Origin of the sequence: Streptomyces sp. SID12501 (assembly GCF_010550245.1) — a bacterium.
Taxonomy (GTDB): Bacteria; Actinomycetota; Actinomycetes; order Streptomycetales; family Streptomycetaceae; genus Streptomyces.
On record NZ_JAAGLU010000015.1, the window covers coordinates 172045 to 192406 of the forward strand.

Below are 20362 nucleotides of genomic sequence, written 5' to 3' on the forward strand. Positions count from 1 at the left end.
CGAGGAGTTACAGCCAGCCGTTGCGCTTGAAGTTGCGGTGGAGGACGAGGCAGACGGTCGCGATGACGGTGAGGACGAGGGGGTAGCCGAAGGTCCAGCGCAGTTCGGGCATGTGGTCGAAGTTCATGCCGTAGACCCCGCAGACCATGGTGGGTACGGCGATGATCGCGGCCCAGGCGGTGATCTTGCGCATGTCCTCGTTCTGGGCGACGGTCACCTGCGCGAGGTGGGCCTGGAGGATGGAGTCGAGCAGGGCGTCGAAGGCGTTGATCTGCTCGGTGACGCGGGTGAGGTGGTCGGCGACGTCCCGGAAGTACGCCTGTATCTCCTTGTCGACGCAGGCGCGGGGCTCGGTGGCGATCCGGTCGAGGGGGCGCGCGAGTGGGACCACGGCCCGCTTCAGCTCCAGGAGTTCGCGCTTGAGCTGGTAGGTGCGGCCGGCGTCCGCGCTCCGGGGGCTGTGCGGGGAGAAGACGTCGGTCTCGACCTGGTCGATGTCGTTCTGGACGGCGTCGGTGACGGTGACGTAGTCGTCGACGACGTGGTCGGCGATGGCGTGCAGGACGGCGGAAGGGCCCTTGGCCAGCAGGTCCGGGTGGGCTTCGAGGTTCTCGCGCAGGGGGCCGAGGGAGCCGTGGCGGCCGTGTCGGACGGTGACGACGAAGTCGGGGCCGGTGAAGACCATGATCTCGCCGGTGTCGACGACCTCGCTGGTCGCGGTCAGTTCGGTGTGTTCGACGTAGGTGACGGTCTTGAAGACGGCGAACAGGACCTCGCCGTACTGCTCGATCTTGGGGCGCTGGTGGGCGTGGACGGCGTCCTCGACGGCGAGCGGGTGCAGCCCGAACAGGTCGGCGACCCCGGCGAACTCCTCCTCGCCGGGTTCGTGCAGGCCCAGCCAGACGAAGCCGCCCCGGTGCTTGCGGGCGTGCCGGACGGCTTCCTGCACCGAGCCGCCCGTCGACGGTGTGCGGACTCCGTCGCGGTAGACGACGCAGTTGACCACGGACGCGCCGAGCGGGGAGCGGGCCGGGTGGCTGAGGTCCACACGGCGATGCCGGGTGCGCCGCGCCAGGTTCGCGACTTTGCGCAGGTTGCCGACCATGGACATACGGGATTCTCCTTCACCGGACCGTCGGATCCGGACAGTGTGCCAAATGACGACAAGACGGATGTCAGAGCCAGCGCTTCTTGCGGAAGACCAGGTAGACGACGGTGACAATGACGGCGGTGCCGCCGAGCATCAGCGGGTAGCCGAACAGCTGGCGCAGTTCGGGCATGTGGTCGAAGTTCATGCCGTAGACGCCGGCAATGGCGATGGGGATGGCGATCAGGGCGGCGGCGGCACTGATGCGGCGCATGTCGTGGTTCTGCTGGAGGCTGGTCTGGGCGAGGGCCATGGTCAGGGCGTTGTCGACGAGTTCGGTCAGGACGGTGACGCGCTCCGCGGCCTGGGTGAGGTGGTCGGCGACGTCGCGGAAGTAGGCGGCCAGTTCCCGGTCCACGCCGGGGACGCGGCGTTCGGCGAGGTCGCGCAGGGGCCGGGCCAGGGGCGCGACGGTTCGCTTGAGTTCGACGAGTTCGCGTTTGAGCTGGTAGATGCGGCCGATGTCGTGGCCGGTGTCCGGGGAGAAGGCGTCGTTCTCGATCTCGTCGGCGTCGGTCTCCAGAGCGGTGACGACGTCGAGGTACTGGTCCACGACCGAGTCGGCGATGGCGTGCAGGACGGCGGCGGGGCCGTGGGCGAGGCGCTCGGGGTCGGCCTCCAGGCGGCTGCGGACGCCGGTGAGCGGCTCCGAGGGGTCGTGGCGGACGACGATGATGAAGTCGCGGCCTGCGAAGGCCATGATCTCGCCGGTGCCGACGAGGTCGGTGGTGGGGGTCAGCTGGTGGTCGTGTTCGAGGTAGACGGTGGTGCGCAGGACGAGGAAGAGGGTGTCGTCGTACTGCTCCAGTTTGGGGCGCTGGTGGGCTTCCAGGGCGTCCTCGACGGCCAGGGGGTGGAGGGCGAACGTGCTGGCGACGGCCTGGAGTTGGTCGGCGGTGGGGGCGTGCAGTCCGATCCAGGCGAAGGCGCCGGGGGTGGTGCGGGCGGCGTGCATGGCCTCGGCCGACGACAGATGGCCTGGTCGGCGGCGCCCGTACTCGTACAGGGCGCAGTCGACGACGGGGACCTGCGGCCGGGGCGTGTTGTGGGCCGTCATGGCTCACCTCCTTGCGGGGCGCGGACGTGGGTCCGGACCACCGGTTAGCATATTTGCATGGAAGCGCAAGTAGCGTCATGGGACGAGGAGCGGGCCGAGCGGTCGGTGGCGGTGCTCAAGGCGGTCGCCGATCCGTCGCGCTACCGGCTGCTGTGGGCGCTGAGCGAGCGGGAGTTGCCGGTCAGCCGGCTGGCGGAGCTGATCGGCGCGCATGTCGCGGCCACCTCCCAGCACCTCGCGAAACTGCGCGCGGCCGGGCTGGTCACCTCCCGTCGTGAGGGCACGCGGATCTACTACCGGGCCGCCGGGCGTCAGGTGCGGGGACTGCTGGAGAGCGCGGTACTGGCCGGTGACGCCGCCGAGGCCCTGGACGCCGCGGCGGAGGCGGGCGAGGTGCCCGCGGCGGTCGCGCAGGAACGCCCGGCCGCGGCTCGGGCGCGGCACCGCCCGGTTGCGGAGACGTGAGTTTCCGCTCGTCATGCGGCCGTCCGCCGCCAGGCGGCGGAGACGACGGCCGGTTCCATGCTGATGCGGGCGACCGCGCTCTCCACCGGTGTGCTGTCGGCTCCGTCGGAGGTGATCTCCGCGCGTATCCGCACCTGACCGTCCTCGCCGTCGGCGGTGGCGGCGACCGCGTGCAGACGGCTGGCGGAGCCGGCCAGGGACTGCACGAGCAGGGTGCGGACGTGGGCTTCGTCGCGGGTGGCGACCACGGCCTCCACGCGGTACGGGGTCGGGACCTCGTCGCCCGAGCCGGGCTGACGGTCCAGGCGCTGGGCGAGTCCGCGTACGGCGGTGTTGACGGCGACGACCGCCGCCGCGCCGACGAGTGCGTACCCGGGCAGGCCGGCTCCGGCGAGGGAACCCACCGCGGCCGAACACCACAGGGTGGCCGCGGTGTTGATGCCGGAGACCACCTGGGCGGCGATCCGGCTGGGATCGCCCGTACCGAAGGAACTGGACAGCAGCACGAACAGGGCGGAACCTGTGGCCACCAGAGTGTTGGTGCGCAGCCCGGCCATCCGCTGGCGCCACTGCCGCTCGATGCCGATCAGCGCGCCCGCGGCCAGCCCCGCGCCGAGACCGGTGGCGAAGTGCAGCGCGTTCACCGGACCTGTCCCTCCCGTACGGCGTCGGTGTCGGCATCGGTGTCGGTGTCGGTGTCGCCTTCGTCGAGGCGGTACTCCTGAGGCTCGGCGTCGTAGGAGTACAGCTCGCCGTAGCGGCCCCAGTCGGTGGCCGTCTCCAGCTGGCGGGTGACCTGCTCGCTCGTGAAGTGGTGGGCCAGCACGTCGCGGAAGAACCCGGAGCGCAGGGTGCCGTCGGGGTTCTGGCGCAGGCTGCTGGTGATCAGCCTGACCAGCGGGGCGCCCGATGCCGCCTCGGCGAAGATGGTCTTGGACTTCTGTACGTCGGCGCCGGCGAAGGCGGCTCCGGTGTCGGTGAGCAGCAGGTCGTCGCCGTGCACAACGGCGAAGCCGAGCAGGTCGAGGGCGTCGACGAGGGGCAGCACGTCGTCGACCTCCAGGCCGAGATCGTCGACCAGGTCGGCGAGGTCGGCGCGTCCGTCGCGGTGGGCGATCATCTCGGCCAGGCCGGACAGGCCGTCCACGCTCGCGGTGGGCAGCGGGGTGTTGGCCGGGGTGCGCTTCTCCAGCTCGACGGCGTCCACCGGCTCGGCACGGCCGGGGGTGCGCCCCTCCTTCTGCCGACCGGTCATCGTCCGGTACACGCGGTCGATCAGGTCCTCGAAGGCGGCCGAATTCCGGTCCCGGGGGCGGTCCAGGCCGACCTCGAAGACCTCGCGGATGGTGCCGTAGGGGCGGGAGCCGAGGACGACGATCCGGTCGGCCATCAGCACGGCTTCCTCGATGTTGTGCGTGACCAGCACGATCGCCCGGGTCGGGAACTGCCCGGACTCCCACAGCTCCATCAGCTCGCCGCGCAGGTTCTCGGCCGTGAGCACGTCCAGCGCGGAGAACGGCTCGTCCATCATCAGGACGTCCGGCTCCACGACCAACGCCCGTGCGAAGCCGACGCGTTGGCGCATGCCGCCGGAGAGCTCCTTGGGGTAGGCGGACTCGAAGCCGTCCAGACCGATCAGGTCGATGGCCTGCCGGGCCGCGTCCGCCCGTTCGGCGGCGCCGACTCCCTTGGCCTCCAGGCCGAGTTCGACGTTCTGCTGCACGGTCAGCCACGGCAGCAGCGCGAAGGTCTGGAACACCATGGCCGTACCCGGGTTGGCGCCGGTCAGCGGGGCGCCCTTGTAGGCGACGGTGCCGGAACTGACCGGCACCAGACCGGCCAGGCAGCGCAGCAGCGTCGACTTGCCCGAGCCCGACTTGCCCAGCAGGGCGACGACTTCACCAGCGTGGACCTGGAGGTCGATGCCCGACAGGACGGGCAGCTCGCCGTCGGCGCCCGCGTAGGACTTGGTCAGGCCGACGGTCTCCAGCAGGACGTCGCCGTCCGCGGAACGGGTCCTGTCGAAGGCCGGGGTGTTGCGGTCGGCGCGCAGGCCACGGAGGCCGCGCAGGGAGTTCAGCACCATGACGTGCTCCAAGTCGCTTGGAAGACAGGAAAGTTCAGAGGGAGTAGCGGGCCTCGGCCAGCCGGTACAGGCGTCGCCACAGCAGGCGGTTGATGCCGACGACGTACAGGCTCATCACCGCCACTCCGGCGATCAGATGCGGATAGTCGCCGGCCTCCGTGGCCTTGGCGATGTACGCGCCCAGCCCCGTCGCGGTGAGGGTGGTGCCGCCGAAGGTGACGATCTCGGAGACGATCGAGGCGTTCCAGGCGCCGCCCGACGCGGTGATGCCGCCGGTGACGTACGAGGGGAAGATCCCGGGGATGATCAGCCGCTTCCAGCGCTGCCGGCCGTGCACGCCGAGGTCGTCCATCGCCTCGCGCAGGTCGGTCGGGATGGCCATGGCGCCGGCGATGGTGTTGAAGAGGATGTACCACTGGGCGCCGAGCGCCATCAGCAGCGTGCCGCCGATGTCGATGGACAGGCCGGTCTTCAGCAGGAACCAGGTGACCAGCGGGAAGAGGAAGTTGGCCGGGAAGGACGCCAGTACCTGGACGACCGGCTGGGCGATGCGGGTCAGTCGCGGCGAGAAGCCGATCTTCACGCCGATCGGCACCCAGACCAGGGTGGCGAGGGTGACCAGCACCATCACTCGGGTGAGGGTGGCGAGGCCCAGCAGCAGCGGTTCACCGAAGACCCCGAGGCTGGTCCGGTCGTAGAGGTAGCGCCCCAGGTCGAACAGGCCCCAGAGGATCAGGCCGCCCGCGACGACGGCGAAGGTGATGTCGCCGGCACGCTGCCGGGACGGGCCGACGGACAGCGGCCGGTCGTCGGTGCCGAGGACGCGCCCCGCCCGGCTCAGCACACGGCCCGCCGGGCGCAGCACACGGCCGAGCAGCCGCGGCCAGTGCGAGCGCCGCAGGAAGTCCAGGACGTACGAGCGCTGAACCTCGCTCGCCTCGGACTGCTCGTTCTTGAACTTCTCCGCCCACGCCGTCAGGGGCCGCCAGAACAGGAAGTTCACGCCGATCACCATGACCGCCATGGTGAGGATGGCCCAGCCGACCTTGCCGAGGTCTCCGTCGGTGATCGCGGCGCCGGCGTAGGAGCCGACGCCCGGCAGCGTGTAGTCCTGGTTGTTGACGCTGATCGCCTCGGAAGCGACGAGGAAGAACCAGCCGCCGCCGAAGCTCATCATGCCGTTCCAGACCAGGCCGATCATCCCGGCCGGCACTTCCACCTTCCAGAACCGCATCCACCGGGTGAAGCGGAACGACCGTGACAACTCGTCGAGTTCGCGCGGCAACGAGGTCAGCGAGTAGTAGAAGCCGAACGTCATGTTCCACGCCTGCGAGGTGAAGATCGCGAAGATCGACGCGCACTCCAGGCCCAGCATCGAGCCGGGGAACAGGGCGATGAATCCGGTCACCGCCACCGTCAGGAAGGCCAGGACGGGCACGGACTGGAGAATGTCCAGCGCCGGGATCAGGATCCGCTCCAGGCGGCGGCTCCTGGCGGCGGCGTAGGCGTAGACGAAGGTGAACAGGACCGACAGGGCCAGCGCGGCGAACATCCGCAGCAGCGAGCGTGCCGCGTCGTACGGCAGTCGCGAGGGATCGGTGTCGACCTTCACGTTCTCGTGGGTGTTGAAGGCGACGGTGGTCCCGTGGCCCACGCGCAGCACCACGTACAGCAGCACCAGCACGGCGGCGGCAACCGCCACGTCCACCCAGGAGAACTGGGACAGCCGTGCCACGAAAGGCGTGCGCAGCGCGGTGCCGACGGGCTTGGTGCCCGTCTCGTTGTCCGTACGGAACGACATCACGAAGACCTCCACCCACACTCTGGGCACGCTGCCACGACCCGGCCGTGGCGGCAGCGCCGACGGCAGGGCGGGGCTCACCCGACTGGCATGAGTAAGTCGAAGAAGGGGAAGCGCGCCGCTGCGGCCGTCGCCGCTCGATGCGGCGAGGACCCGCGTCGGCGCGAGAACTCAGAAGTCAGCGACTGCCCAGGAGGCAGCGCGGACTGGGAGGGTCGGCACCCATGGCTGCCTCCGATCCGTGATGTGACTCCGCCCCGCGGCATGCCCAGCACGCACACAGGTTCCGACCTCAGGAGTGTGCCCCTTGTTGCGTCATTACGCAAATACACCTCGGGGCCTCGGGCTTCCGCCCTGCCGGTCCCGGCGTAGGAGACGCGTCATGAACCGTCGCTCAGACGTCAGGCAAGCGCCAACACCGCGAGCCACCGCCCCCTCGGGGACTTCGATGGGGCCGGGCTTCCCGTCAAGCATCCGTCAGCGGGGTGGCCGGTCCCCCGCCACGCGGGCATTGCGTCACTGGAGCGCCCGGCCGATCCGACCGAGCGGCGCACGTCGTCTTCGACTTCGAGGAGCAGCATCGTGTCTGCAGTCGTCCTTCCCGAGGATCCCGAGCCTTCCGAACGCGTCCCGGCCGGACTTCTCTTCGTCCCCGTCCGGTCGGGGCCCCTGGGCTGTACGGCCCGGTTCTTCCGCACCCCCCTGGGCGGCCGTACGGCCGTCGGCTTCACCTCCGCGGCGAAGCTGACCGCCACGCTGGGCACGGACCAGCCGAGCATCAGGCTCTCCGAACCCGCACTGCGCGCGCTCGCCGCGCCCCTGGGCATCACCACGCTCACCGTCGACCCGCCCTTCTCCGCCCCCTCGACCGACCGCACCGCGGCAGCGGTCCGTGAGCGCGAGAACTCCTGGCGCCGCCGGCATCCCCAGCACATCGGCGCCCTGCGGGTGACCGGCGCCGCCGCCGTCGTCGCGTGTCTGAACCTGCTGATCGGCTGAGGAGGCGCCCGCCATGACCGTTTCCCTTCCCTCCCTCCCGTCATCCCTGCCCTCGGACCCCGAGGAACTGTCCCGGCTCCTGGGCGCCACCGACGGCCTGTCCGTCTGGCCCCGCTGCACTCGCCTCGAGGCCGACGGGGACGTCTCCGTCGGCGGTGTCTCCCTCGCCGAGGCGACAGACCGTTTCGGCACCCCCGTCTACGTCCTCGACGAACAGGAGGTCCGCGACCGCTGCCGCACCTACCGCACGGCGTTCCCCGAGGCAGACATCGTCTACTCGGCCAAGACGTTCCTGTGCCGGGCGATGGCCGAAATCTGCAGGGAGCGGCATCGGCAGTGACAGCAGCAGTCCGCTCTCGCTTCCTCTTGCGTGGGAATACTCCCGTGACCCTGCGACGGTGTATTGGGCGCGTGCTCTTCCGCCGCCTCGTCGAGGGTCAGCAGACGCTGAAGGCCGGCGGTCACCACCCGATAGGCGTTACCCAGCTTCAGCACCTTGCACGGATACTCGCCCCGTTTCGCCAGACCGTAGCCGGTGCTCCTCCCGAGCGAAAGAATCCTGTTGGCCGTCCGCAAGCTCACCGTGGGCGGCAAAGCCATCACGTACCTGCGAGTAAGGGCCGCACTCTCAATTGTTCCGGGTTCCTCAGCCACCGCACCCTCCCAAGGCCGCCGGGGTCACGTCGAAGCTACTTCCGCCTCCCGGGTTGATATCCAGAGCTACCAACACAAACGAAGAGAATCTCTCCGGCCGGCCGATCCACCCGTATGAGGGACCTCAGCAAATAGCGATCTGTCCGCCTTCAAGCGAACTCAGTGGCGACGGCGCGCTGTCCGAGCATTCCCGGCGAGACCCCTCCTGCACCCCGGATGCTGGTTCGGGCTGCGGAGCAGCCGGCACCGTACGCGCTTCACAGAGCCAGCACGATCCGAACAATGGCTATGTCGAACGGTTCAGCGTCCACGCGGCGGCCCGACAGCCTCGTGTGCTCGTCTCCCCTGAAATCCTGGCCGGTGTGTCGCTCTACTCCTGAGCGTCACAGGCCCGACGACGCACAGCACGACACGCCACCCGCCACGGCCGGCGCCGTCCGGCAATGCCCTGGGGCAACGCCGCTAGTCCTCGATCACGAGCCCTTTCGACGCGAGAAGCGGCTCGAGACCGCACATCTCGATGACCGTCCTGCCCGCCCGGTACGCGGAGATGTAGCCGGCCTCGGCGTCGATCCGCTCCTGTGAGGCGGTGGTCACCGCGGCGGCGTCCTCGCGGCGGACGACGACCACGCCGTCGGCGTCGGCCCGCATCACGTCACCGGGGCGGACGAGTACGCCGCCGATGGTGACCGGCTCGCACATGGGTCCGACTGTCTCCTTGACCGTGCCCTTGATGGACACACTGCGGGAGAAGACGGGGAATCCCAGGGCGCGCAGGTCCTCGGTGTCCCGGACGCCGGTGTCGGTGATCAGGCCACCGAGCCCCTTTGCCTGGCAGGCGTTGGCGAGGACGTCTCCGAAGGAGCCCGCCTCCTCGTAGGCGCCGGCGGACACGACGACGACATCCCCCGGGCGGGCGTAGGCGATGGCGGTCTGCAGCATCAGGTTGTCGCGCGGTGCGCACTGGACCGTGAAGGCGGGGCCGCACAGGGACATGCGGTGGTCGACCGGCTTGATGGCCGAGTCCAGCGCCCCGAGCCGGCCCTGCGCCTCGTGGATGGTGGCCGAGGAGAAGGCACCCAGCTGCTTCACCAGAGCGGCGTCCGGCCGCTCGAACTTCGTACTGACGCGGATCATGACGACCTTTCAGGCAGAGAGGGCGGAGGAAGCGGAGGGCGTGGAGGACAGGCCGGCGCAGGCCGTCGCGAAGCGCGCGCATGCCTCGGTGAGGACGTCCGTCGACGTGGCGAAGGAGATGCGGAAGTAGCCGGGTGCGCCGTACGCGGCTCCGTGGATCACCGCTACCTGTTGGCTGTCGAGCAGGTAGCGGGCGAAGTCCTCGTCGTTCTGTATCCGGCTTCCCGACGGTGTGAACTGCCCGATGGTGTCCTGGCAGTTCACCAGGAGGTAGAAGCCCCCGTCGGGGACGGTGCAGCTGAGCCGGGGAACGTCGTTGACGAGCTTCACCATGGCGTCGCGGCGTCCGCGGTAGACGGACACGGTTTCCCGGACGAAGTCCTGCGGTCCCGTGAGCGCGGCGGCAGCGGCGGCCTGACTCACGGACGAGGGGCAGGAGGACGTCTGGGACTGCAGCGTGTTGATCGCGGTCACCAGGTCCGTCGGGCCCACGCCGTAACCGATGCGCCAGCCGGTCATCGCGTACGTCTTGGAGACGCCGTTGGTGAGGAACACCCGTTCGGCCAAGCGTGGTTCGACGGCTGCCAGGGACGGCGCGGCCTCCTCGCGATACCAGATCTCGTCGTAGATCTCGTCGGTGAGGACGCGCACGTGTGGATGGTCCAGCAACACCTGGGCCAGTTCGTGCAGTTCACCGGTGGTGTAGGCGGATCCCGTCGGGTTGCCGGGGGTGTTGAGGACGACCCAGCGCGTTCGCTCGGTGATCGCCGCCGCGAGCCGCTCCGGCTTCAGCTTGAAGCCGTCCGCCTCGGGACAGTCGACGATCACCGGGGTGCCGTCGTTCGCGCGGACCATGTCCGGATAGGACACCCAGTACGGGGCGGGAACGATGACCTCGTCCCCTTCGTCCAGGGTGGCCATCAGGGCGAGGAAGATGACCTGCTTGGCTCCACCGCCGACCGTGATCTGCGCGTCGGTGCACTCCAGTCCGTGGCGCTCGCGGAGTTTGCCGGCGATCGCGGCGCGCAGCCGCGGGGTGCCGTTCACGGGGGTGTACTTGGTCTCGCCCGCCTCGATGGCTCGGATCGCCGCGGCCTTGACGTGGTCGGGGGTGTCGAAGTCGGGCTCGCCCACGGTCAGGTCGAGGATGGTGAGCCCCTGGCTCTTGAGTTCGCGCACCCGCTGAGCCGCCGCCGTGCTGGGCGAGGGGTTGATACGGCGCACGCGTGCCGCGGTGGCGTCGGTCAGGCCGCTCATCGTGTTCAGCCCTCCCGGCGCTCGAAGTTCAGGCCGCCGGGGACCTGGAAGGTGGGCAGGATCTCGATGTGGCCGATGTTGACGTGCCGGGGCGCGTCGACGGCGAACTCGATGGAGTCGGCGATGTCCTCGGGCTTGAGGGACTCGTAGCCGTCGTAGAACTGCCGCTGAGCCTCCTCCATGTCACCGAGCAGGCGACCGAAGATCTCCGTCTCCACGCGTCCGGGGCAGATCTCGGTGACGCGGACCCGGCGGCCGTAGCCGTCGACCCGCAGCTGGCGGGAGAGGGTGTGCACGGCTGCCTTGGTGGCGTGGTAGATGGTGTTGCCGCCGAAGTTGTAGACGCCGGCGATGGAACTGATGTTGACGATGTGGCCGAGGTCGCGCTCCACCATGCCGGGCATGAGCAGACGCACCAGGTGCAGAACGGCCTGGATGTTGACGGCGACCTGCTCGTCGACGGCGAACTCGTCGGCGGTCAGGATGTTGCCGGTGCGCGAGACTCCCGCGTTGTTGACGAGGACGTCGATCTCCAGGCCGTCCAGGGCGGCGGTGAGCGCCCCGGTGTCGGTGATGTCGACGGCGTGCGGGACGCAGCCGGTGGCGTCGGCGAGGGCGTCGAGCCTTTCGGCGTTGCGCGCCACCGCGTGAACCTCCAGGCCACGCTTGGCGAGTCGCTCGACGACGACGGCTCCGATGCCGGTGGACGCTCCGGTGACCAGAGCCGTCCTGTAGTCGGAGATGGGCATGCTGGTGTGCTCCTTGGTGTGGGGGGTGTGCGGGTGCGGGTGCCGAGGGGTCGGTCAGGCGTCGCGCAGGGGCAGGTGGGCCCGGTCCGTCACCCGGGAGACGGCGACGAGGGTGCCGACCGCGGTGAGGACGGCGTAGAAGGCCGGCATGTTGACGTTGCCCGTGCGGTCGATGAGGTAGGTCATCAGGAGGGGCGCCGTGCCGCCGAAGAGTGCGGCGGAGACGTTGTAGCCCAGGCCGTAGGCGGAGTAGCGCACCCGGGTGGGGAAGAGCTCGACCAGCAGGATGTGGATGACGCCGGTGTGCCCGGCGAACACGACGGCCATGAGGCAGGCGCCGAGGGCGGCGAGGGCGACGTTGCCGGTACCGATCAGGAGGTAACAGGGGATGCCTACGACGGCCATGGCGACCGCGGCTCCGGCGATGACCTTCTTGCGCCCGACCCGGTCCGAGAGGCGGCCCATGTACGGGATGGCGATACAGATCGCGACCAGGCTCGACGCGGTGACGAGGAGGCCCTGGACCTTGGTGAACTGCAGCTCGCTGCTCATGAAGGTGGGCATGTAGCCGAACAGGACGTAGTACCCGGAGCCGTTCATCAGGGGGATGAACAGGGCCAGCAGCATGGCCCGGCGGTGCTCGGCGGAGGCGAACGCCTCCTTGAGGGGGTTCTTGGACAGGCCGCCCTCTTCCTTCAGGCGGTTGAAGTTGGGCGTGTCGCTGATGCGCTTGCGGATGTAGATGCCGGTGATGCCGAGCGGGACCGCGAGCAGGAACGGTATGCGCCAGCCCCAGGACTCCATGCGCTCGGTGCCGAGTCCGCTGGTCATGGCGGCGGCGATCAGTGTGCCGGTGAGCAGGGAGAGGAACGACGCGATCTGGGCGTAGCTGGTGTAGAGGCCGCGCTTGCCCTCCGGGGCGTGCTCGGCGAGGAAGCTCATCGCGCCGGATGCCTCGCCACCGACGGAGAAGCCCTGGGCGACGCGCAGCAGGATCAGCAGAGCGGGCGCCGCGATGCCGATGCTCGCGTAGGTGGGCAGGACGCCGATGGCCGCGGTGGCGGCGCTGATGAGCAGGATGACGAAGACCAGCATCCGCTGGCGTCCGATGCGGTCACCGAGGTGGCCGCAGATGACGGCGCCAAGGGGGCGGAAGAAGAAGGAGACGGCGTAGCCGAGGAAGACGAGTTGGATGGCGTTGTCGGAGCCGGGGAAGAAGACGGCTGCGAGCGTTCCGGCCATGAAGCCGAAGATGCCGTTGTCGTAGAGCTCGGCGAAGATGCCGACGCATCCTGCGAGGGTGACCCTGCGGGCTGTTCTGGGGTCGACGGTGGTGTTGGGGGCTGGCTGAGCGGCCACGGCGGTCATGGCTCTCCTGTCTGGGAGCAGGCTGGGGACGAGGGACGTTTCGGCTCCGTGCGGGCGGGCGATAGGGGCTGCTGAGCGAGTGCGGGGAGGTCAGCTGCCGAGGGGAGCGCGAATGCGCAGGCTGTCGAAGGCGGTCCGGACGCGGGTTCTCAGGGCGTCGATGGCGCCCCGCTGTGCGCGGTGGGCGGTGACCGCCTGGTCGAGGGTGCGGTGGCGGAAGCGGATGGACTGCCCGGGGCGCACCTGCCCCAGGGCGGACAGACCGGTGGCGGTGACGACGGCCAGGACGGGGTAGCCGGCCGTGACGCCGCGGCCGCGGTGCAGCACGAGGAGTTCGTCCCCTGCCGGCACTTCGACTGCGCCGATGGGGACGCCTCGGGAGAGGACCTCGCCCTTGGCGATACGTCGGGGCACTTCGCCCTGCAGGCGCAGACCGATGTGGTTGCTGCGCGGACTGACGGTGAAGGGTGCGTCGAACAGGCGCCGTCCCGTGTCTCCGAACTCGGCCCGGTCGGGGCCGTCGGTGACGTCGATGGTCCAGGTGGTGGGGAACGGGGGGACGGGTGCGTTCAGGCGGAACAGCGGGATCCGCGAGAAGGGGTGGTCGATGGGTGGGCAGGCGGTGCGCAGAGCGAGTTCGTCGCCTTCGCGCAGGGCGGGCCCGAATCCCAGGACGGTGTCGGGGGCGCAGCTTCCCTGCAGGTGGTCGGCCTCGAACGAGCCGAGTACGGCCAGGTAGACGCGCAGTCCGCGCCGGATACCGGTGACCCGGACGGTCTCGCCGGCGCGCACGGAGACCGGTTCCCACTGCGGGCGGACCGTTCCTTCGACGGTCACGTCGGCGGGGGCGCCTGTCACGGCGATGAGGATGTCGCCGGAGGAGACGCACGCGAAGTCGAGAGCCGTGATCTCCAGCAGTGGGGCGCGCTCGTCGTTGCCGCACAGCACGTTGGCGACGCGCGCCGAGTGCTGGTCGGAGGCTCCGTTGGCGGGCAGACCGTAGCGGGAACGGCCGACACGGCCGAGATCCTGCACCGTGACGATGCCCGCGGTGCGGACGGTGAGGGTGTCAGCCATGGCAGTCCGCCAGGGACAGGCCGGCGTAGTCGTCCCACTGTCCGGGTGTGATGGGGAGGAATCGGAAGGTGTCCCCGGGCTGGTAGACGGTGATCGGGTCTCGGTGCAGATCGAGGACGCGCACGGGGGTGCGCCCGAGGAGCGGCCAGCCGCCGGGCGAGGGCATCGGGCAGATCACCGCTTGCCGCCCGGCGACGGCGACCGAGCCGGGCTCGACGCGGGTGCGGGGCGACGCCAGTCGCGGCACCGGCCTCGGGAAGGGCGGTCCGTCCGTCATCGGCGCCCCCGCGGGCGCGCCGAGGCAACGTACGGTGAGATCGGTCCCGGAGTGGAGGGCGATGACCTCGCTCTCGGTCAGGTCGAGTTGCGCAGCCACCTCCGGCAGGTCGGGCCCGTACTCGCCGCCGTAGACGACGGGGACGACGAAGTGTCGCGGTGGTGTCGTCCGCGCGGGGTTCGGCCCGAGGCGGGCGGCCTCGTGCGACAGGGCGCGCCTGACCGTGTCGTGGTCGGTGCGGGTGCAGTCGAACTCCACGAGCAGGGCGTCATAGGTGGGCACCACGTCGTGGACACCGGTGAGCCGGACGGCGTCCAGGGCGTCGGCCAGGGCGTGGACGAGCCGCCAGGCGTCTTCGGCGTCCAGGCCCACGGCCTTGGCGACCAGGGCGGAGTCACCGCAGTCCGTGATCGTGACGTTGGCGTTGGCGTTGGCGTTGGCGTTCATGTCATACGCCCTTACCGCTCAGCACCTTGTCGAGAGAGGTGATCCCGACGCCGGCGGCAAGGAGTTGCTCGCGGATGCGGCCGGCCAGCGCGATCGCTCCGGGGCTGTCTCCGTGCAGCAGGACGGTGTCGCAGGCGACCGGGACGTCCTTGCCGTCGGCACTGCGGATGACCCCCTCGGTGACCATGCGCAGCGTCCGCCGGGCCACCTCGTCCGCGTCGTGGATCACCGCTCCGGGCTCGGAGCGGGGTACGAGGGTCCCGTCGTCGCGGTACGCGCGGTCGGCGATGCCGACGATGCCCACGCGCAGTCCGCGGGCCCGGGCGGCGTCGGCGAGCTCACCGTCCTGCGCCAGGATGATCAGCGACTCGTCCAGGGCGGCGATGGCGTCCACGACGGCACGGGCGTAGTCGGCGCGTACGGCGACCAGGTTGCCCAGGCGTCCGTGCGGGGCGACGTGCCGCACCCGAGTACCGTGCGCGACGGCGAACGCCTGGAGGGCGCCGATCTGGTACAGCACGTCCGTACGGACCTCCTCCGGCGTGAGATCCATCGCGCGGCGGCCGAAACCGACCAGGTCGGGAAAGCTCGGGTGAGCCCCCACGGCCACCTGCTTCTCCACGCAGGTCCGGACGGTGGCGTCCATGATGCGCGGATCACCGGCGTGGAACCCGCAGGCCACATTGGCGGACGTCAGCATCTCCAGGAGAGCTTCGTCGTCGCCCATCGTGTAGGCGCCGAATCCCTCGCCGAGATCGGCGACGAGGTCAACCATGGGGGTCATGAAGTCCTCCGGGAGAGAATATGAGGAAGGAGATTCCATCACGTCTTCGTGATATCCCGAAAAAGATCCGCTCTCTCGCACACAAAGGCGAGGGCCGCGAGCAGACGGAATTCCTGGGAACCGATTCACTCCGACTTCGCCGGACGGTTCCGGGCTGGATGTTCCGCTCAACTTAATCCCGTGCTCGCATGACCACCAATATGCGTTCGGTCTGGCGTTATCGCGAACGGCTATGACCTGCCTCACAGCCGAGGCCCTCCGGGACTGTGTTTCGGGGCACCCCCTCCCTACGATGAGGCTCCACTCCCCGTGGAAGGCCCCGCATGGACACCAGGCGTCTCTACTCGTTCATCAAGATCGTCGATGCGGGGAGCATCACGCGCGCGGCCGACATCCTGCACATCGCCCAGCCCGCGCTCAGCCAGCAGCTGTCCGCGCTGGAGACGCAGTTCGGGCAGCAACTGCTGATCCGCAGCAAACGCGGGATCGCCCCGACGGAGGCGGGCCGCGCGCTGTACCGCCACGCTCAGCTGATCCTCCGGCAGGTGGACCTCGCACACGCCGCCGTCGACGTCTCCGGCCGGGCTCCCGCCGGCAGCGTGTCCGTGGGCCTCGCGCCGTACAGCCTGGGCGCGGCGCTCGCCCTGCCGCTGCTCAAGAGCGTGCGTGAGCTCTACCCGGACATCCTGTTGCACATCAACGAGAACTTCGGCGGCGTCATCAGCGAAGCCATCATGACGGGCCGGATGGACATGGCGTTCATCTACGGGGCCGGCCCGCTGCGGGGCGTGCAGTTCGAGCCCGTACGCACCGAGGACCTGTTCCTGATCGGCGCGCCCGGCGAAACGGCCCCGCCCGGACAGGGCGAGGTGAACCTGGAGGAACTCACGAGTGTGCCCCTGCTGCTACCCAGCCGCATCCACACGATCCGACAGGTCGTGGACGCCGCCTTCCAGCAGGCGTCGCTCCGGCTGAACGTGGTGGGCGAGGTCGAATCCGCGCTGACGCTCGTCAACGCGGTGGACGCGGGGCTCGGCGCCACGGTCCTGCCCTGGTCGGCGGCGCGCGCCATCCTCGACGTCCACTCCCTGTCCGTGCGCCGCATCGTGGATCCCGTCATCCAGGTCAAGCTGTCACTGGTCACGTCGGACAATCAGCCCCTGTCGGAACCCGCCCTGGCCGTGCATGATCTGTTCCTCGAAATGATCACCACCTTTGACGGGTCCCCTGACGGATTCTCCGGCGGGGATAAGGATCACCGATAGCGTCACACAAATCCGTTATTTGTTTCCGGCGACCGCCCCCACTAGCGTTTTCCAGCACCGGCTTCTTTCGAACCGGCCGCCGGTCGACAATTCACGGCTCGTCACTGGAGACATAGATGAAAAAGCGTGTCCTCACCACCCGTGAAAATCTGCCCGGCCGCGGTCTGGACCGCCTTTCCGGGGCGGCGGATGTGGTGGCCTGGCCGGGGACCGGGAAGCCCGGCCCCCCCGACCTCGCCGCGCTCGCCTCCGGGGTGAGTGGCGTTCTGGCGCTGGGCAACGATCCGGTGGACGGTGCGCTGATGGACGCGGCGGGACCCTCGCTGCGCGTCATCTCGCTGGCGAGCATGGGATTCGACAACGTCGACCGGGCCGCCGCCGCCGAGCGCGGCATCGTCGTCACCCACACCCCTCGTGTGCTCGCGGAGACCACCGCCGACCTCACCTTCGCCCTGATCCTGGCCGCCCGCCGTCGGATCGGCGCCGCCGAAGCGAGCCTGGCGGCAGGCTCCTGGGAACTGTTCCGGATGCACGACTACCTCGGCCTGGACATCCACGGCGCCACCCTGGGCCTGATCGGCTACGGCCAGATCGGCCGCGCGGTGGCCCGCCGGGCGCACGGGTTCGGCATGCGCGTACTCCACCACGACCCCTACGCGCCCGACGACGACCTGTCGGCCTCCGTGGGGCTGGCCACGCTGCTGGCCGAGTCCGACATCGTGTCGCTGCACGTGCCTCTCACCGAGGAGACACGGCACCTGATCTCGGCCCGCGAACTGGCCGCGATGAAGCCCACGGCCACACTCGTCAGCACCTCCCGTGGCGGGGTCGTCGACGAGGAGGCCCTGCTCCATGCCGTCCGGGAGGGACGGTTGCACTCCGCCGGTCTCGACGTCTTCGAACGCGAACCGATGGGAACGGCACTGTCGCCGCTGGTGGCCGAGCCGCACGTGGTCACGCTGCCCCACATCGGGTCGGCCACCGAGGCCACTCGGGCCGCCATGGTCGACCTGGCGGTCGACAACATCCTCGACGTCCTCGCCGAACGCCCCGCCCGGACCCCCCTCCCCGGCAGCCCGGCCGTGCCCGGCACCCCGGCCGGCGCCACCGGGGTACGCGCATGAGCCACCCACTGTTCGACATCACCGGAGAGACCGCCCTGGTCACCGGCTCCAGCCGAGGCATCGGCAAAGCGCTCGCCAAGGGCCTGCTGGAAGCCGGCTGCGTGGTAGTCCTCAACGGACGCGGCAACGGAAGGAACATCCCAATGCTGAAGTCAAGCTGCTGCCGTGACGGGAAGTGACCCGTGGTAGCACTGTCCGTCACGCAGCATTGCCCAGAGGACGTTCACCCGTCGGCGGGCGAGGGCGATCAGGGCCTGCTTGTGCCCCTTGCCTTCGGCTCTCTTGCGGTCGTAGAAGGTTTTCGAGGCCGGGCAGGATTTCAGGCTGGCCATCGCGGAGAGGTAGAAGACCCGCAGCAGGCCGCGGTGGTAGCGCCGGGGGCGGTGAAGGTTGCCGCTGACGCGTCCGGAGTCCCGTGGCGCGGGAGCAACACCGCCGTAGCCGGCGAGGCGGTCGGCGCTGTCGAAGGCGTCCATGTCACCGCCGGTGGCAGCCAGGAACTCGGCTCCGAGCAGATTCCCCATCCCCGGCAGGCTGCGGATCACCTCGGCCTGCGGGTGCTCGCGAAACCGGCCCTCGATGAGCGCGTCGAGCTCGCTGATCTCCTCATCCAGGGCCATCACCCCCTTGGCGAGGCGGGCCACCATGGCGGCGGCCAGCTTCTCGCCGGGCAGTGCGGTGTGCTGGGCCTGGGTTCTCGCGTCAAGAAGCGGAGTGAACCCCCGCCCGGTGATCCTGAGAGAGGCACTCGCACGGCGTGATCCCGCCGAGTACCAGGTCCTGACACGTATCGCCGCGCTGCCCGTCACCACGTACGACGACGCTCAACTCGACTTCAGCATCGATGTCTTCCTCGCCGGGGCGGAAGCGGTCCTACGGGGCAGGGGCGGCCCGCCTCCCGGCACCAGGTGATCACTCCTCCTCCGACACCACCGCACGGGCCAGGGCCGACCTGCCGTCATCGGGAGCGGAGACCGTCACCGGACGCACGCCTCGGGCATCCGCCCGCGCACACCCGCACGGTGACCGCTTGCACAACCACGCGGGACGCCGTCAAGGGGACGGCTCCTCAAGACCGGGACACCAGGTCGGAACGGCTCAGCGGTAGAAGTTCGTGTGCCGTCGGTCTGCCGGCGCCCTCTCCGCCGGTGTGCGGGCGGCGGTTGGGTGGTCGCCTGAGGGCGCGGGCATCCCGGTCAGGTCAGCTCGTCACCTGGAAGGTGGCGTCGCTGCGGCCCAGGGTGGTGGTGATCGGGTCGAGCTTCAGGAGGTAGGCGGAGTGGCGGATGTACCGGTCGGGGTGGTTGTACGACTGGAACGACGACCAGGTGGCGTCGGCGAGCCCGGCGACCTGCCGGAAGGTGGCGTCCTCGGCGAACGCGGCGGTGCCGTCGTTGTACGCGAGTTGGAAGTCGTATGCGGAGTGCCGCAGGAAGTAGCCCGGGTAGTTCACCGACTCGAAGGAGACGGTGCCGGAGCCTGCCAGGCCGGTCCTCAGGCGGAACTGGGCGTCCTCGGCGGGGCTGACGCTCGGGTCGATACGTACGTCGAAGCTGGCGTGCCGCACATAGCGGCTCTGGTAGTTGTACGACTGGAGCCGGTTGATCGCGGTGTCGGGCCAGCGGGCGAGCAGGCGGGTCTCCTCGGCTGCCGTGAGGGTGAGGATCGAGCCGTGGCGCTTCGTGGTCCCGTCCATGCTGTAGCTTCCCGACGCCGGGAGCTGGTAGGTACCCACGGCGGACGGGTCGGTGGTCGTGACCGGCATGTACCCGTTGCCCGAGGCGTACTGGTCGAGGTACAGGGCCCACTCGTCACGGTCGCGGAACTTCATCCACATCGGGCCCTCGACCTGGGAGCCCGTCAGGCCGATGCCCGAGAGGTTGCCGAGGCTGGTCCACGTGCCGAGGATCGAGTTGCTGCCTTCGAACGTGATCTGGCCGTCGCCGGAGGCCCGTACGTAACGGTAGTCACCGACGCCTGACGGCATCTCGACGATCTGGGTGTCGATGATTTCCTGGGTGCCGGGGCGTTCGATGTAGACCTGCGGAGTGGTGATGCTGCGGAAGTCCGTGGTGCGGGCGTAGTGGATGCGGTGCTTCGTCACGCCGTTGAGGGGCGTGTTCGTCGCCCAGTACAGGACGTAGTCGTTGGTCTCCGGGTTCCAGATCGCTTCCGGCGCCCAGGCGTTGCGTCCGTCGGGGATCTCGCCGGCGACGTCGAGCAGCCACGGCGCCGACCAGGTGACCAGGTCGCTCGACTCCCACACCACGAGGTTGCGGCTGCCGTTGGAGATGGCGTCACCCCACGTCTGCCCGCAGCCGATGCACAGATCGGTCGCGATGATCCAGTACTTGTCACCGTCCGGGGATCGGACCAGTGAGGGGTCACGCACCCCCTTCGTGCCGACCGTGGAGCGCAGGGTCATCCCGCCACCGTTGAGGTCGCTCCAGTTCAGGCCGTCGGCACTGTGCGAGAAGTAGATCTGCTGGCCGGTGGCTCCCTCCCCGATGAAGTGCGCCATCAGGTAGCCCGGGTCGGCGGCGGCCGCCCGCTGTGGTGTCACCAGGGTCTGGGATGTGAGGAGAAGGCCGACGGCGACCACTATCGCCGCCAGCCGGGAGAGAAGCACGGACATGTACGTCTGCCGCCTTTCTGCGGATACCACAGT

General features: G+C 69.6%; 18 protein-coding genes and 4 pseudogenes. 7 read left to right on the forward strand and 15 right to left on the reverse strand.

Annotation, left to right across the window (positions count from 1 at the left end):
• Window positions 1-7: 7 nt before the first annotated feature.
• Window positions 8-1111: a magnesium and cobalt transport protein CorA gene (locus G3I71_RS19860; protein WP_164316148.1), complete on the reverse strand. Its 1104-nt coding sequence runs from the start codon at window positions 1109-1111 to the stop codon at window positions 8-10.
• 64 nt (window positions 1112-1175) lie between these two features.
• Window positions 1176-2204, reverse strand: coding sequence for a magnesium and cobalt transport protein CorA (locus G3I71_RS19865; protein WP_164316149.1), 1029 nt, complete (start codon window positions 2202-2204; stop codon window positions 1176-1178).
• 57 nt (window positions 2205-2261) lie between these two features.
• On the opposite strand from G3I71_RS19865, the gene G3I71_RS19870 reads away from it, so the two are divergent.
• Window positions 2262-2669 carry a metalloregulator ArsR/SmtB family transcription factor gene (locus tag G3I71_RS19870; RefSeq protein ID WP_164316150.1) on the forward strand — a complete coding sequence of 136 codons (408 nt, stop codon included), beginning with the start codon at window positions 2262-2264 and terminating at the stop codon, window positions 2667-2669.
• A gap of 11 nt (window positions 2670-2680) precedes the next feature.
• Here the strand turns inward: G3I71_RS19870 and G3I71_RS19875 are convergent, their stop codons facing one another.
• From G3I71_RS19875 to G3I71_RS19885, 3 genes are read right to left on the reverse strand one after another with little or no spacing between them, the layout of a single operon-like run.
• A complete protein-coding gene (locus G3I71_RS19875) occupies window positions 2681-3313 on the reverse strand; it encodes an MgtC/SapB family protein (protein ID WP_164316151.1) in 633 nt (210 codons plus the stop codon).
• Window positions 3310-4755 carry a nitrate/sulfonate/bicarbonate ABC transporter ATP-binding protein gene (locus tag G3I71_RS19880; protein WP_239149230.1) on the reverse strand — a complete coding sequence of 482 codons (1446 nt, stop codon included), beginning with the start codon at window positions 4753-4755 and terminating at the stop codon, window positions 3310-3312. Before G3I71_RS19880 ends, G3I71_RS19875 begins: the two co-directional genes overlap by 4 nt.
• A gap of 34 nt (window positions 4756-4789) precedes the next feature.
• Window positions 4790-6481 (reverse strand): ABC transporter permease subunit, encoded by a 1692-nt coding sequence (locus G3I71_RS19885; protein ID WP_164316208.1) that lies wholly within the window; start codon window positions 6479-6481, stop codon window positions 4790-4792.
• 657 nt (window positions 6482-7138) lie between these two features.
• Between G3I71_RS19885 and G3I71_RS19890 the strand changes: the two genes are divergently transcribed.
• Both G3I71_RS19890 and G3I71_RS19895 read left to right on the forward strand, forming a co-directional pair.
• Window positions 7139-7555: an SAV_915 family protein gene (locus G3I71_RS19890; protein ID WP_164316152.1), complete on the forward strand. Its 417-nt coding sequence runs from the start codon at window positions 7139-7141 to the stop codon at window positions 7553-7555.
• A 136-nt stretch (window positions 7556-7691) separates the two neighbouring features.
• Window positions 7692-7865 (forward strand): annotated as a pseudogene (locus G3I71_RS19895) (diaminopimelate decarboxylase); the annotation flags it as partial.
• A gap of 122 nt (window positions 7866-7987) precedes the next feature.
• Here the strand turns inward: G3I71_RS19895 and G3I71_RS51205 are convergent.
• The 8 genes and pseudogenes from G3I71_RS51205 to G3I71_RS19935 all read right to left on the reverse strand — a co-directional run.
• Window positions 7988-8155, reverse strand: a pseudogene (locus G3I71_RS51205) (integrase); the annotation flags it as partial.
• A 516-nt stretch (window positions 8156-8671) separates the two neighbouring features.
• Window positions 8672-9346: a 4-carboxy-4-hydroxy-2-oxoadipate aldolase/oxaloacetate decarboxylase gene (locus G3I71_RS19905; protein WP_164316153.1), complete on the reverse strand. Its 675-nt coding sequence runs from the start codon at window positions 9344-9346 to the stop codon at window positions 8672-8674.
• Window positions 9347-9355: 9 nt separating this feature from the next.
• Window positions 9356-10603: an aspartate transaminase gene (locus G3I71_RS19910; RefSeq protein WP_164316154.1), complete on the reverse strand. Its 1248-nt coding sequence runs from the start codon at window positions 10601-10603 to the stop codon at window positions 9356-9358.
• Window positions 10604-10608: 5 nt separating this feature from the next.
• Entirely contained in the window at window positions 10609-11352 is a 744-nt protein-coding gene (locus G3I71_RS19915; RefSeq protein WP_164316155.1) for an SDR family oxidoreductase, read from the reverse strand.
• 54 nt (window positions 11353-11406) lie between these two features.
• The gene (locus G3I71_RS19920; protein ID WP_164316156.1) at window positions 11407-12720 is read right to left on the reverse strand and encodes an MFS transporter; all 1314 of its coding nucleotides are present in this window, start codon (window positions 12718-12720) and stop codon (window positions 11407-11409) included.
• 90 nt (window positions 12721-12810) lie between these two features.
• Window positions 12811-13797 carry a biotin-dependent carboxyltransferase family protein gene (locus tag G3I71_RS19925; protein WP_164316157.1) on the reverse strand — a complete coding sequence of 329 codons (987 nt, stop codon included), beginning with the start codon at window positions 13795-13797 and terminating at the stop codon, window positions 12811-12813.
• Window positions 13790-14521 (reverse strand): allophanate hydrolase subunit 1, encoded by a 732-nt coding sequence (locus tag G3I71_RS19930; protein WP_164316158.1) that lies wholly within the window; start codon window positions 14519-14521, stop codon window positions 13790-13792. Before G3I71_RS19930 ends, G3I71_RS19925 begins: the two co-directional genes overlap by 8 nt.
• Before the next feature lies 1 nt (window position 14522).
• Window positions 14523-15305 (reverse strand): LamB/YcsF family protein, encoded by a 783-nt coding sequence (locus G3I71_RS19935; protein ID WP_164316159.1) that lies wholly within the window; start codon window positions 15303-15305, stop codon window positions 14523-14525.
• Between the two features lie 323 nt (window positions 15306-15628).
• Between G3I71_RS19935 and nac the strand changes: the two genes are divergently transcribed.
• The 3 genes and pseudogenes from nac to G3I71_RS19950 all read left to right on the forward strand — a co-directional run.
• A complete protein-coding gene (nac, locus tag G3I71_RS19940) occupies window positions 15629-16570 on the forward strand; it encodes a nitrogen assimilation transcriptional regulator NAC (RefSeq protein WP_164316160.1) in 942 nt (313 codons plus the stop codon).
• Between the two features lie 116 nt (window positions 16571-16686).
• Window positions 16687-17694 (forward strand): D-glycerate dehydrogenase, encoded by a 1008-nt coding sequence (locus G3I71_RS19945; protein WP_164316161.1) that lies wholly within the window; start codon window positions 16687-16689, stop codon window positions 17692-17694.
• Window positions 17691-17816 (forward strand): annotated as a pseudogene (locus tag G3I71_RS19950) (SDR family NAD(P)-dependent oxidoreductase); the annotation flags it as partial. The gene G3I71_RS19945 and the pseudogene G3I71_RS19950, both read left to right, overlap by 4 nt.
• 30 nt (window positions 17817-17846) lie before the next feature.
• Here G3I71_RS19950 and G3I71_RS19955 read toward each other — a convergent pair.
• Window positions 17847-18383 (reverse strand): annotated as a pseudogene (locus G3I71_RS19955) (transposase); the annotation flags it as partial.
• Here G3I71_RS19955 and G3I71_RS19960 point away from each other — a divergent pair.
• On the forward strand, window positions 18340-18606 hold the full coding sequence (locus tag G3I71_RS19960) for a hypothetical protein (protein ID WP_164316037.1): 267 nt from the start codon (window positions 18340-18342) through the stop codon (window positions 18604-18606). The pseudogene G3I71_RS19955 and the gene G3I71_RS19960 overlap by 44 nt on opposite strands.
• Window positions 18607-18895: 289 nt before the next feature.
• On the opposite strand, the gene G3I71_RS19965 is transcribed toward G3I71_RS19960, so the two are convergent.
• Window positions 18896-20329, reverse strand: a complete 1434-nt coding sequence (locus tag G3I71_RS19965; protein ID WP_164316162.1) for a glycoside hydrolase family 43 protein — start codon at window positions 20327-20329, stop codon at window positions 18896-18898.
• Window positions 20330-20362: the final 33 nt, after the last annotated feature.